Source organism: Burkholderia sp. AU33423 (assembly GCF_002223135.1).
Lineage (GTDB): Bacteria > Pseudomonadota > Gammaproteobacteria > Burkholderiales > Burkholderiaceae > Burkholderia > Burkholderia lata_D.
Window position 1 is genome coordinate 2,198,444 of record NZ_NKFH01000007.1, and the last position, 17,176, is coordinate 2,215,619.

Annotated in this window: 13 protein-coding genes and 1 pseudogene; 5 read left to right on the forward strand and 9 right to left on the reverse strand. The window is 62.7% G+C overall.

Annotated features, from left to right (window positions below):
* Nucleotides 1-54: 54 nt before the first annotated feature.
* Together CFB50_RS28475 and CFB50_RS28480 are read right to left on the reverse strand one after the other, a co-directional pair.
* A complete protein-coding gene (locus CFB50_RS28475) occupies nt 55-2,205 on the reverse strand; it encodes a M23 family metallopeptidase (RefSeq protein WP_089448035.1) in 2,151 nt (716 codons plus the stop codon).
* A gap of 5 nt (nt 2,206-2,210) precedes the next feature.
* The gene (locus tag CFB50_RS28480) at nt 2,211-4,562 is read right to left on the reverse strand and encodes a type VI secretion system Vgr family protein (RefSeq protein WP_089448036.1); all 2,352 of its coding nucleotides are present in this window, start codon (nt 4,560-4,562) and stop codon (nt 2,211-2,213) included.
* A gap of 582 nt (nt 4,563-5,144) precedes the next feature.
* Between CFB50_RS28480 and CFB50_RS39660 the strand changes: the two genes are divergently transcribed.
* On the forward strand, nt 5,145-5,297 hold the full coding sequence (locus CFB50_RS39660; protein WP_179254239.1) for a hypothetical protein: 153 nt from the start codon (nt 5,145-5,147) through the stop codon (nt 5,295-5,297).
* A gap of 15 nt (nt 5,298-5,312) precedes the next feature.
* Here CFB50_RS39660 and CFB50_RS28485 read toward each other — a convergent pair whose 3' ends face one another.
* From CFB50_RS28485 to CFB50_RS28495, 3 genes are all read right to left on the reverse strand, one after another.
* The gene (locus CFB50_RS28485) at nt 5,313-6,659 is read right to left on the reverse strand and encodes an ABC transporter ATP-binding protein (protein WP_089448037.1); all 1,347 of its coding nucleotides are present in this window, start codon (nt 6,657-6,659) and stop codon (nt 5,313-5,315) included.
* Between the two features lie 11 nt (nt 6,660-6,670).
* A complete protein-coding gene (locus CFB50_RS28490) occupies nt 6,671-8,425 on the reverse strand; it encodes an ABC transporter permease (protein ID WP_089448038.1) in 1,755 nt (584 codons plus the stop codon).
* Between the two features lie 82 nt (nt 8,426-8,507).
* Nucleotides 8,508-10,097 (reverse strand): inorganic phosphate transporter, encoded by a 1,590-nt coding sequence (locus tag CFB50_RS28495; RefSeq protein ID WP_089448039.1) that lies wholly within the window; start codon nt 10,095-10,097, stop codon nt 8,508-8,510.
* A 255-nt stretch (nt 10,098-10,352) separates the two neighbouring features.
* Between CFB50_RS28495 and CFB50_RS28500 the strand changes: the two genes are divergently transcribed.
* The 3 genes from CFB50_RS28500 to CFB50_RS28510 all read left to right on the forward strand — a co-directional run bounded on the left by CFB50_RS28500 (nt 10,353) and on the right by CFB50_RS28510 (nt 12,952).
* Nucleotides 10,353-11,297, forward strand: coding sequence for a metallophosphoesterase family protein (locus CFB50_RS28500; RefSeq protein WP_089448040.1), 945 nt, complete (start codon nt 10,353-10,355; stop codon nt 11,295-11,297).
* 25 nt (nt 11,298-11,322) lie between these two features.
* Nucleotides 11,323-11,655, forward strand: a complete 333-nt coding sequence (locus CFB50_RS28505; protein ID WP_089448041.1) for a cupredoxin domain-containing protein — start codon at nt 11,323-11,325, stop codon at nt 11,653-11,655.
* A gap of 157 nt (nt 11,656-11,812) precedes the next feature.
* Nucleotides 11,813-12,952, forward strand: a complete 1,140-nt coding sequence (locus CFB50_RS28510; RefSeq protein ID WP_089448042.1) for a patatin-like phospholipase family protein — start codon at nt 11,813-11,815, stop codon at nt 12,950-12,952.
* Nucleotides 12,953-13,228: 276 nt separating this feature from the next.
* Here the strand turns inward: CFB50_RS28510 and CFB50_RS28515 are convergent.
* Nucleotides 13,229-14,194 (reverse strand): annotated as a pseudogene (locus CFB50_RS28515) (D-2-hydroxyacid dehydrogenase family protein); the annotation flags it as partial.
* Between the two features lie 128 nt (nt 14,195-14,322).
* The gene (locus CFB50_RS28520) at nt 14,323-15,483 is read right to left on the reverse strand and encodes an alpha/beta fold hydrolase (protein ID WP_089448044.1); all 1,161 of its coding nucleotides are present in this window, start codon (nt 15,481-15,483) and stop codon (nt 14,323-14,325) included.
* A 384-nt stretch (nt 15,484-15,867) separates the two neighbouring features.
* Here CFB50_RS28520 and CFB50_RS28525 point away from each other — a divergent pair, with 384 nt between their 5' ends.
* Nucleotides 15,868-16,167, forward strand: a complete 300-nt coding sequence (locus tag CFB50_RS28525) for a hypothetical protein (RefSeq protein ID WP_256979337.1) — start codon at nt 15,868-15,870, stop codon at nt 16,165-16,167.
* A 93-nt stretch (nt 16,168-16,260) separates the two neighbouring features.
* On the opposite strand, the gene CFB50_RS39665 is transcribed toward CFB50_RS28525, so the two are convergent.
* Together CFB50_RS39665 and CFB50_RS28530 are read right to left on the reverse strand one after the other, a co-directional pair.
* A complete protein-coding gene (locus CFB50_RS39665; protein ID WP_179254240.1) occupies nt 16,261-16,407 on the reverse strand; it encodes a hypothetical protein in 147 nt (48 codons plus the stop codon).
* A gap of 26 nt (nt 16,408-16,433) precedes the next feature.
* Complete coding sequence (locus CFB50_RS28530; RefSeq protein WP_089448045.1) at nt 16,434-17,114, reverse strand: HAD family hydrolase; 681 nt, start codon at nt 17,112-17,114, stop codon at nt 16,434-16,436.
* Nucleotides 17,115-17,176: the final 62 nt, after the last annotated feature.

Genomic DNA, 17,176 nt, shown 5'->3' on the forward strand with positions numbered 1-17,176 from the left:
CGAGACGAAAATCATCCCGGTCAATAGCGCGCAGAACCTTCGATCTGAGACAGGTTATATACCAAGCCCCCGAATCCAAGCAATTTTCCGGCTCAGTGGCAACAATCTGAGGATTTTCAATGTGAGCAGGAATTTTTTCATTAACGCGCGGTTTTTCAACCCATATTGAGGATCACTCCACCACGAGGCGGAAAAATTAGCTTGTGCAATCCATCCACGATACAACCAATAGTCAGAATAATTGCTTCGGAATGTAAGCTGCTTAAACCCGCGACCACGGAATTTTTGAGCATCCTCGCTATCACAGTTCCCAAATCTCCAGCTATACGACGATGCTATGAAGCCGCCTTTTGAACCGTATTTGGTCAATCTGAAATATGGATCGTCTTCAGAGGAAATTTCACCGTACCAGTGCCCAAGATCTTTTTCAGATTTTTCCGAAATTGGATTTATGCGCTCTCCGTAAACCGCAACCTCAGTCACTTTACCAACCATACTCGTCTCCTGCATGCCACATAGAAATTTTGATTCCACTGCGCCTTGGCCTAGGAAATGGGATTGTTTCAGACTGCTCGTCAATCCATATTTTCTAAGCGATAAATTCAAAGGTTTTCTGTATTTTTCCCGGATAGCACTCGCGTTACCAGACATGTGACTGTTTGAGTAAATTAACGCGAACTCATCTTTACTGAACCATGCAGATTTTCGGAAATGCCGAATAAACTCGAGCGGATGGAAAAACCACAACCTCTGCCCCGCCGGAAGCCCCGTTTTGTCCCAAAACTGAACTTCCTTCAGATACTTCATGAAATCGTTGTAGCCCTTGTCATTACCATGATAAAAACCTCCCTCGTCAAGCAGCCTCGCATAGCGCTCCTCGTTGTTTGTACTGTCCCATTCACTCGGCGCGTTGCAGACGAACCCGCGTAGCTGTTGCCGTACCTGGGTGTTGTCCTTTACATAGGCCCAGAGCACTCTCTCCTTGTGAATTTCCGGCGTTTCAACCGTCACCGCTGCTACCTTGTGCGGAGCGGCATCGTTCAATATTTCCCTCAGCGCATCCACATCACACATTCCGTCACTATCGAACGGCGTATTACCCTCAGTTATTTTTTGCCAGCCCATCAATGACAGGAAGTCCGCGTCGGAGAATTTTTGGATACTTGAATCATTAATGTCAATGTAGCCCACCTTGTCTGCCGCCCAATTGACCTGCATCCACGTCGCGCGCGCGTCTGCCGCCAGTGTTTGAGACGGAGACAGGATGCGACCGAAACGCAGCAACTCGTAGCCGTCGCTCGGACATGACGAATAAAGCGCCGTCGCGCGCTTGTACAGGTCGTATTCGTAGTCCTTTTCCTCGACGGGTTGCGGCGTGAGCAGCGTGCGGCTGCCGTCTTGCGCAACGCTCCATACTCTGGTGTATTTCGAGCCGAGGTTGAAGTAGGTCTCGACAAGCAACGGCAATGTGTTCGAGCCCTCTTGACCCGGCTTGAATTCGATCCCGTGCAGCTTGTTTCGAGCATCGGCCTTCTCAGGCAATCGACGAAAGTTGCCGCCCGCCGGAATGACGAAATACGCGTGCCCCCACCAGTCCGTTCCATTCGGCGGGGTCGGCGCGCTCCTACCCAGTTGCGTGCTCCCAAAATAAGTGTCGAAATCCGCCGGCAACATGAAGATTTCTAAATGCAAATGCGGCATACCCTCATATTGCCCACGCCACCCCAGTACATCCTTGCGCCGGACCTTCTTGCCCTCCCCCGAGACCGCCGGCGTCACCTGCCCCTTGCTCACTCGGCCAGTCGGTATGCGCAGGAATTCCGGCACCACCTCTTTGTCCGCACCGTGCTCCACATATTCCACCAGCGGCAACAGATGCATATAAAGCGAATAGAAAGTCAGCGTACGACCTTCACCCGTCTCGGTCGTATGCTTGAGCAATACAAATCCGGTATGGCTCGTGCCGCTATCAACGGCATGCTGGCAGACGCGATAGGCAACGACTTCCCCGTCGGCAATCGCGTACACCTCTCCTTTCGTATCGGACTGAAGATGCACGCCACAATGCCAGCGCCGATCGTGGGCGATGGGATAGATGCCGTGATCACCTTCGAACTTGTCTACCGCGTCCATCATCGGATCGGGGTTCGTCCCGGTCGGGGCCACGAGACCGGCTTCGGGCAGAAATGGCGGGCTGATGATCATGATCGTTACCGTGTGTGGCTGTATTTGTCGCTGGGCTGGTAGTCGCTCACCGGCAGTTGCGGCAAGCTGATGGACGTATTGCGTGGCCCTTCGAACGTGAACGAGGCAGCTCTGATACGAAACTCGCCCGGACAGTTGAATACGACATTGCCTTTCTCGATGGCCATCGACGCGCCGCCACTGGCCACCATCGCCCCGGTCTTGGCGCTCACGAGCACATTCGCGCTGGCACTCGACACATGTAATTGCTCGTCAGAGAAGAGATCCATCGAAGCACGTTGTGCCTGCAGCTCGATTTTCCCTTTCGAAAAAATCTTGATACCGAGCTTGTGCGCACACAGGGAGATCAGGTCACCCGCCACCATGCGCAGCCGCCTGACGACACTCACGTCCAGGTCCTGACCTGCGGTGACGATCACGTTCTCGCCCGCCGAGTGCTGCACCGATTTCGGTGTCACGAATGCCATGCCGCCGGGGGCACTCGCAAGCAACCCCGCGTCGCGGAGCTGATTCAGGCCGTCTAGCAGCGCCGCCTGCGTCGCGCGGTCCGCAGGATCGGCCTTGACCTGCGTCGCCGCAACCGCAAGGTCCGTTACACGCTGCAATGCAGCCTTGAGTTGCGCGACAGCGGCGGGCATATCGAGGTGCGGCTTCCCGGACCCGCCTGCCGCGTCTGCCGAGACGAACAACCCCTTCGGCGCACGCATCGTGCCCCAGTCCTGCGTGGTCAGCTCGAAGCCCTCGCCGCGCTTGTTCTTTTCACTGTCGACGAGACAACCCATGTTGAGCGACGACTGCCCGAACACCGTCGCCAGGCGGATGCCTTCGCGGTCTTTCAGATCCTCGAAACGCAGCTTGTTGCCGAGCAGCGGGGAGCGGAACACAGCGCGGCTGTACCAGCCCTCCTTGCCATGCACGAGGTCCCTATGGGCATAGTCATGCAAGGCCCCAGCGATAAGCAGCCGATCGCAATTTCCTTGAGTCGCGACAATGCGCACCTCCGACCGTGGAAGCAAAGGGACGTGCAGGCCGCCGCGATATGATGCAGACGTACGTAACAGGCGCAACGGAATGCTGTTCGTGCCACACTTTCCGCTGTGCCGAGTGAACAAGAGCCTGACGCGATAGCGGCCGTACTCATCCATCCACGCGTACGGCTCGTCGTCGCCGGATTCGACCACACCGATCAGCATGCCGGTGACCCATCGCCAGTGCTTTTCAGGAACATATTCCGGCCGATAGGTCTGGTGCGCGGGGATCGCTTCGAAGGTGTTGATCACCGACTGGCTGCGGCTGCCGGTCGTGACGAGTTTCGTGATCACCATCCCGTGCGGCGCCTCCGGCACCACGTCATTGGTAATCCTCACCACCATGCCGGGCGTCATGCCAATGACGTTACTCGTGCCCGAGAGCCGCATCTGCCGCGTGAGCAGTTCGTCACGCCGCGCGTCAGCCAGCGCCTGCCCTTCTTCGACCGAATGGAAATGGTCGATGCTGCGGTTCACGCTCCCATACACCGAGCGGTCGTCCTGGGCCACGACCGCCTCGACCTGTAGCGGATCGTCGGGTATGCGGTAGTTGTGATCCCATTCGCACACCTTCTGCGGCACCAGCACGCGCGTGGCTTCCAGCGTCAGAATTGCCTCGTGCCAGCTCACCAGACCGGAATGCGGCAGCAACGGCACCTCGAGTGCCCGCATATAGCCGCGCGGCGTATTGCTGAGCACCAATGTGTCGCGTTGCGGGCCGTCCTCCTTCCTGGCCTGCTTGAAGTAGTAATAGACGCCCGCGCGCCGGCAATGCCGGTCGATAAAGTTCGCGACCGTCTCCTCGTACATCACGGTTTGTTCCAACTTCCCGTCGAGCCCCTCCAGCTCGAACTCGACATCGAAGGATTGGAACAAACTGCGATCGACGATCACGTCGGCCAGCAGCTCATGCAACGACCTGTCCAGAAATACGGCCGAATCATGCACCTCTTCAAGCAGCGAGAGGCGGGGCTTCAGGTGCAACTGATAGGTCGCCTCGTCGCGAGACACTTTGACTCGAGTCCATTGCGTGACAACGCCGTGCACGGTACGCGCCGCATGCTGAACCGGCGCGATCATCCCCGCCATCGACGGCACGGACGCGTGTTCCTCGATCGTGAAGATCGCCGGCCGACCGACGATCGCCGCACCGTCGATCCGTTTGTCCTTCGACGTCACGGTGATGTCCGCGAGGAATCGCGTATTCATCTCCTCGGTCAGGACGAAGGACACAACGGAGATCGGTGCATCCAGCGTCGCGATCTCCAGATGCAATGGTTGGGTAACGACCGAACCAGGGTGTTTCAGTACATCCTGAATGGTTAGCATGGCTGCTGTTGAACGAGAGGTTGTACACCGGCACGTCCGTCCACTCATGCATTCGGGGACGCAGTGCCACTACGCTCTCGCCAGTGAAGCATAGGCTCATGGAAATGAACACACACTGCCCCAGACCTGATAAGCCGTTATCTTTTACGATATTCCAAAAGAACAGCGTCGCATTTTATTAAATTAATTTTTATTTTTATCGACCTGGAACATCTCGACATCTTCCCGCTCATGGCTCCGACAGAGCCGAGTCCGTGGTGAAGCAATGGCCCCGTAAGCCTCACCGCCTCAGAGGTACGCGGCAGCCACCCTCCAGTGCCATTCCCTATAAGAAAAAATCAATCTTTCAAAAAAGATCGATTTAATGAGCACTCGACAATCATTCAATAAAGCATCCTCGCAATCCATACCCCCATACGACATCGATCGATTAGCCCCGCAAATAATCGAATCGAACAATGTAGAGAATTGTCACGCGATAGTTTTGATTCGAACTTGCCATTTTTGATATGGCTAATCGAGGCCGTCAGACCGGCAGTGCGGTCAGAGAGTGGCATGACAGGGTGTTGCACCCATGCCGGAATGACGCTCGGATTCGTCGCCGAACTGGTCGGCTCGCTCTTCCGTCAGCAGGCCGGAACCGTCACGGTCAAGCCCGTCGGCAACCCTGCCGGCTATGCAGCAGGCTCCGACGTGGGTGCGACATCGATGACGGATGGATGTCGCACCGCATGAATCAACTTCCAGACTTCACGACTCGACATCCTCGAGACTAAACACCTCGGTCTTGTCGTTATACGAGAACACCTCCCCGTAACGCCCCCAGTCGATCACCGCATCGAGCGTTTCCTCGGCTGCTTCGTCGGACAGGAAATCCTCCAGCTCCTGCTCGAACCGCACGCGCGGCGCCCTATGGCCCGGCCGCTCGTTCAACACCTTCCGAATACGCGCAGCAAGCGGCACGTGCTTCAGCAAATGATCCGCGAACATCAGCTTGCGCTCCTGCGTGCCGAATTCCGCGAACACGCGTGCCGGCGGCGTAAGGAACACGTCCCCTTCCCGCACGTCCGCGAAACCGAGGTACTGCAGCACTTCGGCGATCGGAAACAGTTCGTCGACTTCCAGATGCAGCGTCCGCGCGATTTCCGGCATGTCCGCGCGGCCGTGATACGGCGCCATCGCGAGCGTTTCGATCAGGCCGGCCATCAGGTTGGTCGACACGCGCGGCATCCAGCTGCCGAGCTCCAGCCCCTTCTTCGTCGCCTCGTTGGTCTGGCGCGCGGTCATCTTCGCGTAGATGTCGTCGACGAGCTTGCGGAAATCGGTATCCAGCCGGTTACGCGGATGCTTGAACGGCACCTTGATCTCGGCGATCACGCGGCCCGGGTTCGACGACAGCACGAGGATCCGGTCGCACATGAACACCGCTTCCTCGATGTTGTGCGTGACGATCAGCACCGACTTGATCGGCATCCGGCCCTGCGTCCACAGATCGAGCAGGTCGGTACGCAGCGTCTCGGCCGTCAGCACGTCGAGCGCGGAGAACGGTTCGTCCATCAGCAGGATCGTCGGATCGACGACGAGCGCGCGCGCAAAACCCACGCGCTGGCGCATGCCGCCCGACAATTCGCGCGGGTACGCGTTCTCGAAGCCGTCGAGACCGATCAGGTCGATCGCGGCCAGCGCACGCTCGCGCCGCTCGCGTGCGCCGACGCCGAGCGCCTCGAGGCCGGCTTCCACGTTCTGCAGCACGGTGAGCCACGGGAACAGCGCGAAGGTCTGGAACACCATCGCGACGCCTTCGGCCGGGCCGCGCAGCGGCTGGCCGAGATAGGTCACCTGGCCGCCGGTCGGTTCGATCAGCCCGGCGATGATGCGCAGCAGCGTCGACTTGCCCGACCCGGAACGGCCGAGCAGCCCGACGATCTCGCCTTCGCGCAGCGACAGGTTCGCATCGTCGAGCACGAGCAGTTCGCCCTGCGACTTGTTGAAGCCGCGACAGACGTGATCGACGCGCAGGATTTCGTCGCCGAGGCGCGGCGGATGCAGCGGCTGGGACGTCTTGGCGGGGGCGTTGATAACGGTCGAATTTTGCATCGCGCTTACTCTCAATCGAGACGGAGCCGGGATTCCGCATAGGCGTACATCGGACGCCACAGCAGACGGTTGAACAGGGTAACGAACAGGGACATCACGGCGATGCCCAGGATGATCTTCGGAAAATCGCCGGCGGCGGTCGTCTGCGCGATATACGAGCCAAGACCGTGAGCGACGACCTTCGTGTCACCCCACTGCACGAACTCGGACACGATGCTCGCGTTCCACGCGCCGCCCGATGCGGTGATGGCACCCGTCACGTAGTACGGGAAGATGCCGGGCAGGATCGCCTGCCGCCACCACTGCCAGCCACGGATGCGGAAGTTCTTCGTCGCTTCCTTGTAGTCGTTCGGATAGGACATCGCGCCTGCGATCACGTTGAACAGGATGTACCACTGGGTGCCGAGCACGATCAGCGGCGACAGCCAGATATCGGCGTTCAGGTGGAAGTGGACGATCACGATCACGAACACCGGGAACAGCAGGTTCGCCGGGAACGCGGCGAGGAACTGCGCGAGCGGCTGGATCTTCTCGGCCAGCGCCGGGCGCAGCCCGATCAGCACGCCGAGCGGCACCCAGACCACCGACGCGATCGCGATCAGCACCAGCACGCGCAGCAGCGTGATGAGACCAAGCACGAGCACGTGCCCGACTTCGCCCATCGTCACGCCGGTCGCGACGAACGTGACGACACGCCACACGACGTACACCGTCAGCAGGATCACGAACGCGCCCCACACGATGTCGCCGATGCGCGACGTGCCGCGCGACGCTGCGCCGCGCGCACGCGTGCTTGTCAGCGACGGAAAGCGCAGCGGAATCCGCGCGGCCTGCGACAGCAGCCAGCCGGCCGGCACGAGCAGCTGATGAATCAGGTGCGTGCGGCGCATCATGTCGAGCAGCCAGGATTGCGGCGCGTCGCCCGACGCGGTGTTCTCCATCCGGAACTTGTCGGCCCACGCGACGAGCGGGCGGAACAGGAACTGGTCATAGGCGAGGATCACGACCGACATCGCGACGATCACCCAGCCCACCGCGCCGAGATTCTTGTCAGAGATCGCCTGAGCCAGATACGCGCCGATGCCCGGCAGCGTGATGGTCTGGTTGCCGACGGTGATGGCCTCCGACGCAACGACGAAGAACCAGCCACCCGACATCGACATCATCATGTTCCAGATCAGCCCCGGCATCGAGAACGGCACTTCGAGCTTCCAGAAGCGCTGCCACGTCGTCAGGTGAAAGCCACGCGACACTTCGCTCAGGTCGCGCGGCACCGTGCGCAGCGACTGATAGAAGCTGAACGTCATGTTCCACGCCTGGCTCGTGAAGATCGCGAAGATCGCGGCCAGCTCCGCACCGAGCACGCGGCCCGGAAACAGCGCGAGGAAGAACGTGACGGTAAACGAGATGTAGCCGAGCACCGGCACCGACTGCAGGATGTCGAGGACCGGGATCAGCACCATGCCGGCGCGGCGGCTTTTCGCGGCGAGCGTGCCATAGACGAGCGTGAACACGAGCGATGCGACCATCGCGGCAAGCATCCGCAGCGTGGTGCGCAACGCGTACTCGGGCAAATTCGACGGATCGAGCGAGATCTTTTGCGTCTGCAGCACGCCGATTGGCGCCATCGTCTGGTGGAAGCCGACGATCGCCATCGCGAGTATGCCGATGATCAGCGGAAACGCGACCACGTCCCAGCGGTTGGGCAGCACGCGCCACGCGGACGCGTTGGCGGTGCGATTCGGATCGAAGAAACTGATATCCATCGGTAGCGTCTTGTGTGGAATTGAAAATCGATGGGACCGGACGCGCAACACGCGGCCGGACGTCGCGCCCCCCGGGCGCGGGTCAGAACAATCCGTGCAGCACCCAGTACAGGGCGGCGGACAGCGCGATCGAGGCGGGCAGCGTCAGCACCCACGCGAGCACGAGGTTGCGCACCGTATCCCAGCGCAGGCCCGCGCCGCTGGCCGTCATCGTGCCGGCCACGCCCGACGCGAGCACGTGCGTCGTCGACACCGGCAGCCCGTAGGCGTCGGCCATCCCGATCGTCAGCATCGCGACGGCCTCGGCCGATGCGCCTTGCCCGTAGGTGAGATGCGACTTGCCGATCTTCTCGCCGACCGTCACGACGATCCGCTTCCAGCCGACCATCGTGCCGAGGCCGAGCGCGATCGCGACCGCGACCTTCACCCAGGTCGGGATGAATTTCGTCGCGCGGTCCATCTGCTTCTTGAACGCTTCGAGCGCGCTCGCGTCCTCGACCGAGAACGCCGGCGCCTTCGCCTTCTCCATCAACCGGATCGCCTCGGACGCGACGTACATGTTGTTGCGCACGTTGTCGACGAGGTTCTGCGGCACGCTCGAGATGCCGCCGGCCTGCGCGACCTGGTCGGCAATGGTGTCGGTGAGCTTGCCCAGTGCGGCAATCGTCGCCGGCGTCAGTTTGTGCGTGCGCACATATGCCTCGACATCGGCGCGCGGGTCGGCCGTCTGTGCGGCCGGGTCTACGTATTTGACGAGCGTCGTCGACGCGTGGCGCGCCACCGCGACAAACGTGCTCGTTTGATCGGGCGTCACGGCCTTGTTCAGCGCATACGCGGTCGGCATCACGCCGATCAGGATCAGCATGATCAGCCCCATGCCCTTCTGCCCGTCGTTCGAGCCGTGCGCGAACGACACGCCCGTGCAGGTGAGGATCAGCAGCAGGCGGATCCAGAACGGCGGCGGCTTGTTGCCCTTCGGCTCCTGGTACAGCGCCGGCACGCGCACGAGCGCCTTCAGCAGCAGCAGCACGAGCGCGGACAGCACGAAGCCGATCAGCGGCGAGAACAGCAGCGCCTTGCCGACGCCGAGCGCCTGGTTCCAGTCGACGCCGCTCGTGCCCGACGGGCCGCTGACGATCTGGTTCATCAAACCGACGCCGATGATCGAACCGACGAGCGTGTGCGAACTCGACGACGGCAATCCGAAATACCAGGTCGCGAGGTTCCACGTGACGGCCGCGATCAACAGCGAGAACACCATCGCGAAGCCCGAGCCACTGCCCACCTGCAGGATCAGCTCGACCGGCAGCAACTGCAGGATGCCGAACGCAACCGCGCCACTCGACACGAGCACGCCGAACAGGTTCCAGAGGCCCGACCACACGACGGCGAGGTGCGGGTCGAGCGAGTGCGTATAGATGACGGTGGCGACCGCGTTCGCGGTGTCGTGGAAGCCGTTCACGAACTCGAAGCCGAGCGCGATCAGCAGCGCGACGATCAGCAGCAGAAACGGGAGGACCGAGCTTTCCTTGACGGGACTGAGGTCGGCGCTCAGATGGATACCGACGTAGACGATGCCGCAGGCAATGATCAGAAAGAACAGCGCGAGGCTGATGATCCGCGTGCGGTTGCTGACCGCACCACTGGTTTCCGTTGCCGCGAGATTCGGCATGAAGGGGCTCCGGAGAGGTGACTCGGAGTGGCAGGCTATCGATCGGTCGTGACGCAAATGTGACGTGTCACTTACAAGACATTGACAGGTCATCCGACAGGAATCCCGGATCGCCGCGCAAGTCGTAAACACGGGCGTTCGACCTTGTAACTTGCGGGAATAAATTCGCCGCTGCGCCGGTATGGCACGCGAAGGCGCCGGTTTATTCCAGGACGATCCGGCCGTCCGGTTTCGTCACACGAATGCGAGGCTCACATGTCTTCATCGATCCCCACCAACCCGTCGCGCCGCAAGGCACTGCAGTGCATGGCCTTCGGCGGCCTCGGCACGTTGTTTACGCTGTCGGGCGGCATCCTGACGCCGTTCGACCTCGCGCTCGCGCAGACCGGCGACGCGCTCCCGGCCAACGCGGGCCGCCCGCTGTTCGTGCAGATCAGCGACACGCACATCGGCTTCAACAAGGAGGCAAACCCCGACGTATCGGCCACGCTGAAGCAGACGATCGATCTCGTCAACGGCATGCCGGCGACGCCCGCGCTGGCCATCCATACCGGCGACATCACGCACCTGTCCAAGCCCGAGGAATTCGACCACGCGTCGCAACTGCTCTCCGCGCTGCGGGTGCCGGAACTGCATACGGTGCCCGGCGAGCACGACGTCACCGACGGTTCGGGCGCCGAATATTTCGGCCGGTTCGGCAAGGCGTCGGACAACCGCGGCTATTACAGCTTCGATCACGCGGGCGTGCACTTCATCGGCCTCGTCAACGTGATGCACTTCAAGCCGAACGGGCTCGGCAGCTTCGGCGACGACCAGCTCGCGTGGCTCGCGCAGGATCTCAAGGGCCGCTCGTCGAGCACGCCGATCGTCGTGTTCTCGCACATGCCGATGTGGACCATCTACGAGCCGTGGGGCTGGGGCACCGGCGACGCGCCACAGACGATGGCGCTGCTGCGCCGCTTCGGTTCGGTCACCGTATTGAACGGGCACATCCACCAGATCGTGTCGAAGGTCGAGGGCAACGTGACGTTCCACACCGCGCGCTCCACCGCGTTCCCGCAACCGACGGCCGGCAATGGCCCGGGCCCCGTGCCGCTCACCGTGCCGCGCGACCGGCTGCCGTCGATGCTCGGCGTGACGACCGTCGAATTCGCGGGCCATCCGGTCGCGTCGTCGCTGCACGATGCGACGCTGGCCTGACGCACTGAACCCAAGGGAGACCGACATGACCCGCCTCAAGCCATCCAGCCTCGTCGCGGCGCTGCTCCTGTGCGCCACCGCCCCGCTCACCGCGTTCGCCCAGGGCCCCGACGGCACGCTCGTGACGATCCACAACTTCATGTTTTCGCCGATGTCGACGACGATCAAGGCCGGCACGACGATCACGTGGAAGAACCTCGACGCGGAGCCGCACACCGTCGTCAACGACGCAGGCATCTTTCATTCGAAGGCGCTCGACCAGGACGAGACGTACGCGTTCCGTTTCGACAAGCCGGGCGTCTACAAGGTGTTCTGCGGGATTCACCCGTACATGAAGGAGACCATCACGGTCGAATGACGCGGCGCATCACGACACGCGCTCGAGGGTCGGAAGCGACTGCCGCCGAATCAACCGCGGCCGCCCGTTGCACTGCGGGCGGCCCTGCGCCGCCGATCGCCTAAACTGAATCGAACCGTTCAGACCCGACCCACTATCACACGCAGCGAGGCCAGCCATGACCGCGAGCCAGCCGGCACGCATGGATCTCCCCGGGCAAGTGGTGCTCGTGCTCCAGGGCGGCGGCGCCCTGGGCGCCTTCCAGCTCGGCGTCTTTCAGGCGATGGACGAAGCCGGTATCCGGCCCGACTGGGTGGTCGGGACGTCGATCGGCGCGATCAACGCGGCGCTGATCGCCGGGAACCCGCCAGCGCAACGTTACGAGAAGCTGTCGGCATTCTGGCGCCGCGTGACCGAGCGGACCCGTTTCGACACTGCGCCGCTGCTGCCCGGCTGGAACCGGACGCTGGCCGAGCTGATGATCATCGGCGGCGGCATCGCGGGATTCTTCCAGCCCAATCCGGCCTCGTGGCTCGGACCGATGGTGCGCCTCGGCGTCGATCGCGCGTCGTATTACCGGATCGCGCCGCTGCGCGACACACTTGCGTCGCTGATCGATCCTGACCTGCTGAACGCGGGCCGCCCGCGCCTGACCGTCAGCGCGGTCAATGCGTGCTCGGGCGCGATGCGCTATTTCGATTCACGCGATACGCGACTGGCGCTCGAGCACATCATGAGCTCCGGCGCGCTGCCGCCCGCGTTCCCGGCGATCAGGATCGACGGCGAGCCGTACTGGGATGGTGGCGTGTATTCGAACACGCCGGTCGAGGTCGTGCTCGACGATAATCCGCGCCGCAGCTCGATCATCTTCTCCGTCCAGATGTGGAACCCGGCCGGCCCCGAGCCCGAGAGCATCTGGCAGGTGTCGGAGCGGCAGAAGGACATCCAGTACGCGAGCCGCACCGACAGCCACATCGCGCGCCAGCAGCAGATCCACCGGCTGCGCCACGTGATCCGCGAGCTGGCCCGGCACGTGCCGGAAGCCGAACGCGCGTCGCCGGCCGTGCGCCGGCTCGCCGCGTGGGGATGCGAAACCACAATGCATCTGATCAAGCTCGCGGCGCCGCGACTCGCCGACGACAATCAGTTCAAGGACATCGATTTCACGCCGGCCGGCATCGAGGCCCGCCGGCAGGCCGGCTACGAGGCCGCACAACGGGCCATCGCGGCACGTCCGTGGGAGACACCGACGGACCCGACGGAAGGCCTGACGGTATTCGACGCCAGCGGGCCGCCGATCACGGAAGATCCGGCATGACACGCGGCGCCCTATCGCGCGCCGACGGCACCGGCACGATCACACGCGGCCGGCGTGAAGGCGAGCCCGGCCGGCTGCGTTCACCTCAACCATCGCCACGCCGTCATGCGCGGGGTGCCGGACCACGTAGCCGCGCGCGCAGGCTTCCTCCCACACCGGCAGGCGCGGGCACGACGTGCGCCACGCATCGATCACCTCGTCATAGGGCCGCCCGGCCGGCCCGATCCATTCGAGCAGGTCGAGGATCAGCGGCTCGATCGACGCCGTTTCGCGCTCGAGCACGTCCGGGTTGACCACGTGGATCGGCTGCCCGGCCGCATACGACACGACCTGGTCGAACACATCCGCGAACTGCGTCTCGTATTCGTCCTCCGTCACGTAGCCGATGTGCGGCGTGCATACGACATTCGGCAAACGCAGCAGCGGATGCCGCGGGTCGCGCAACGGCTCCGTCTCGTAAACGTCCACCGCCGCCATCCCGGGCCGGCCGGCCTGCAACGCCGCTTCGAGCGCGCCCGGTGCGACGAGGCCCGCACGGCTCGTGTTCACCAGTAGCGCCCCCGGTTTCATCCGGCCCAGATCCTCGGCCGTCACGATGCCGCGCGTGGCCGGCACGAGTCGCATATGCAGCGAAAGCACATCGCAGGTTTCGAAGAAGGTAGGCTTGTCCGGTGCCGTGTTCCACCCGTCGTCGCGCGCACGCCGCAGCGACGCTTCGCGCGCCCAGACCAGCACGTTCATCCCGAATGCCGCGCCGTACCGGGCGACCTCCGCACCGATCCGGCCATAGCCGTATATCCCCAGCGTGCGCCCGCGCAGCGTCCGCCCGACACCGATCTGCCAGTTACCGGCCTGCAGCGCGCGCATCTGCTGCGGAATCTGGCGCATCGCGGCGAGCACGAGGCCCCACGTGAGTTCAGCGGCCGCATAAGAAGGCGTGCCCGCATGCTGGTTCGACGACACGATCACGCCGTGCGCGGTACACGCATCGATGTCGATGTGCGGATAGACACTGCGCTGGCTGATCAGCCGCAGCTTCGGCAGCCGCGCGATGAGCGGCGCGCGGATCTGCGTGCGTTCGCGGATCAGCACCAGCACTTCCGTGTCGCGCAGGCGCTCGGCCAGCGCGTCGACGTCCTGCACGTGATCGTTCCAGATCGTGACCGCGTGCCCGTCCAGCTTCCGAAAGCACGGCAGCGTGCGCAGCGTGTCGAAATAGTCATCGAGGATCGTGATGTTCATGGGGAGCGCTCCTGGCAACGCCGTCATCCTGAACCGCAAGCGCTTCGCAGGGAAATGAATTTATCTTGCCGATTTCTGCATTTTTCTGATCGATCGATTTTTGCCGTGCGTGGACCTCGCACGCACGCTCACTGCCCTGCCGCGCGCATGTTCCGCGCCGTACCGGCGACGACCGGACACGATTGCGGCAACGCCTGCCCGAACAGCACGGCCAGCCCGCAAGCGGACGTGAACATCCCGAGGCCGTCATGCCCGACGCCCGGCACTTCGACGACCTGCTGCGCGAGATCGTCAGGATGCCGTTTCTTCAGATAGTCGAAATACGCGAGCCCGCGTGCGAGCCGGTACGGGCCTTGCGCCATGGCCGCGCATGAGCGGTCGATGAAGTGGGTGTAAGGGTTCGTGTCGGCCTGGCCGAGCAGGTACACGACATGACGCGCGACATAGCGTGTTTCAAGATCGCGCACGTCCTGCGACGCGACATAAGGCGGCGCCGACTTCAGCCCGTATTTCCACGCCGTCGCGCGCGGGCAGGTTCCGCCGGTGATCGCCTGGCCATCCGGCCGTTCGTCGTCGAAATACAGGTAGCTCGACGGGTTCGCGACCACATAGCGCACCGCGATGCCGGCCCGCTCCAGCGCATCGCCTTCGTGCCCGGCCACCGCATAGCGCTGCAGCAACTGCGCGCCGGCGGAGTGGCCGATCACGACGACCGTCGACAACGCGGGATACCGGCTGCGGTCGGCGAAATGCGCGAGCAATGCATCGAGCGCGGTGAACGAGCTGATCGGCGCTGGCTGGCGGGCCGGTTCGCCGCCCTTCCATCCTTCCTGGGTCCAGGCCAGCGTCGGCGCGGGCAGCGAGAACGCTCGCGTATCGGCGCGTGTCAGGAATTGCGGCGCGACGACCATCGTGCCCTGGCCCGCTGCACCGGCCTTCTCGACGACCTTGAGCCCCGATGCGTAATAAGCGTCGGCGTTGCGCAGCGTGCCGTGAATCACGATGAACACACGCGTGACGTCGGGTGCCGCCTCGTCGACGGGATGGTCGGCGTAGACGGGCAACGTCGCGCTGCCCTGCGGCGTGTCGACGGTCAAGCGCTGGTCGGCGACTGCCTTCACCGGTGCCTCGAGACGTGCGCGCTGCGTGGGCGTGGCGGCTTCGGCCGGATGCGCGCCGCCCAGGACGCCGATGGCTGCCGCGAGCGAAATCGCGAACGCCAGGGTTCGGGCGGCCGGCAACACGCGTGGGTGCCGGATGCTTGCAAAGGCAACGGAAATGAGTGACATGGCAACGGATCGAGTGGCGGATATGACTTTAACGGCGATAGTCGCAGAATCCGTCGCGCGCTGCCCGGCCGTTACGGGAAGCGCGTCAGCCCGCCGGTTCTGCGCCGCGTTCGCGCCGCCCGCCCATCCCCGGCATCACCGCGCGTCGATCGTCGGGACACCCGGCCAACGACCGAATGCCAACGTTACGCAACAGTGCTCTCTTTAAATTGCAAATTCGGCATATTTAAAATGAAAATCAGAATAAATTATTTACCCCGGATCACAATTTAAAAATTCATCACATACAATACAACCGCCGATCCAGATGATTAATGCGACGCCGAATCGGCATCCCGTTTCAATTATCGATATTGTTTCAACAATAGATAAGGAGAAGCGATCATGGCTCAAGTTACGCTTTGGGGCAGTGTGCAGGGCAACGGCACGGTCGTGGATGGCTCGGGCGGATTCACGGTGAAACGTGAAAGCACGGGGACGTATCAGCTCTCGTTCAGCACCGCATTCATCAAGACGCCGGCGGCTACCGCGTCGCAATGGGGATACGGCGGCGGGCAGAGCACGCTGGACAACGTGATCTTCCCGGCACTTTCCGGCAGTGGCGCCACGATTCAGACTGGCGACGCGAATGGCAAATATACCGACCGGAATTTCAGCTTCGTCATTATCGGCACGATCAGCTGATATCCGATCGAATCTGCATTTACGCCGAAATACGGGATTTCCTGAAAATACCATTTCGTCAATCCCGAGCGAAATGCAGCCGCCATGGGTTCGTCAGTTTGACGAACCCGGGATGCCGGGATGAATCCCGCGAAATCGCCATTTCGCGGACACCGATTCCCGGCATCCGTCACCGGACCCGCCAGCCGCCAGTGGGTCGATCGCGCTGACCTGGAAGCGGATCGTCAGGATCGTCGACATCCCGACGATCGACGGACTGGGACGCGTCAGCCCGACGCTTCGGACGGACCGCGCCGCATCCGTTGCACGATCGCGTCCAGTTCACCGATATGCGCGGCCACCGCCAGCTTGCCCGCGCGCGCCCATCCATCGAACGACGTCATCCCGCTCACCGCGCCGACGAACGCCACGCCGGCACGCTCGGCCGCCTGCGCATCCACCGCGTGGTCGCCCACGTAGATCGCCGAACGGGCCGACAAGCCCAGTCGCGCCAGCGCCAGCACGAGCCCTTCGGGATCGGGCTTGTGACGCTGCACGTCCTCCCCGCCGATCAGCACGTCGACGAGCGACTGCAAACCGTTACGTTCGAGAATCGCCTCGATCCGGTAGCGGAACTTCGACGACACGATCGCGACGGCGAGTCCTTGCGCACGCAACCCGGCAAGCAGCGACGGCACCTCGGGATAGATACGGGTGCCGGGCACCATGATCTCGTCGGCACGCGCCACGAAATGCCGCGCAAACGCGTCGGCCCGCGCCGGTTCGGTTTCACCCGTCAACGCGTGGAACATCTGCGGTAGGGTCAACCCGATCACGGCACCGATCTGCGCAGGTGTCGCGCCGGCTGCGCCAAGCTGATGCAACGCGTATTCCGTGCATTCGATGATCGCGGCGGACGAATCCGCCAGCGTCAGATCGAAATCGAAGATGACGGCCCGAACAGGCATGAAAGGACTCTCCGCAAAAAATCGGCTGGCGCGCGATGCGCGAACCGGCATGACGTTGCGAT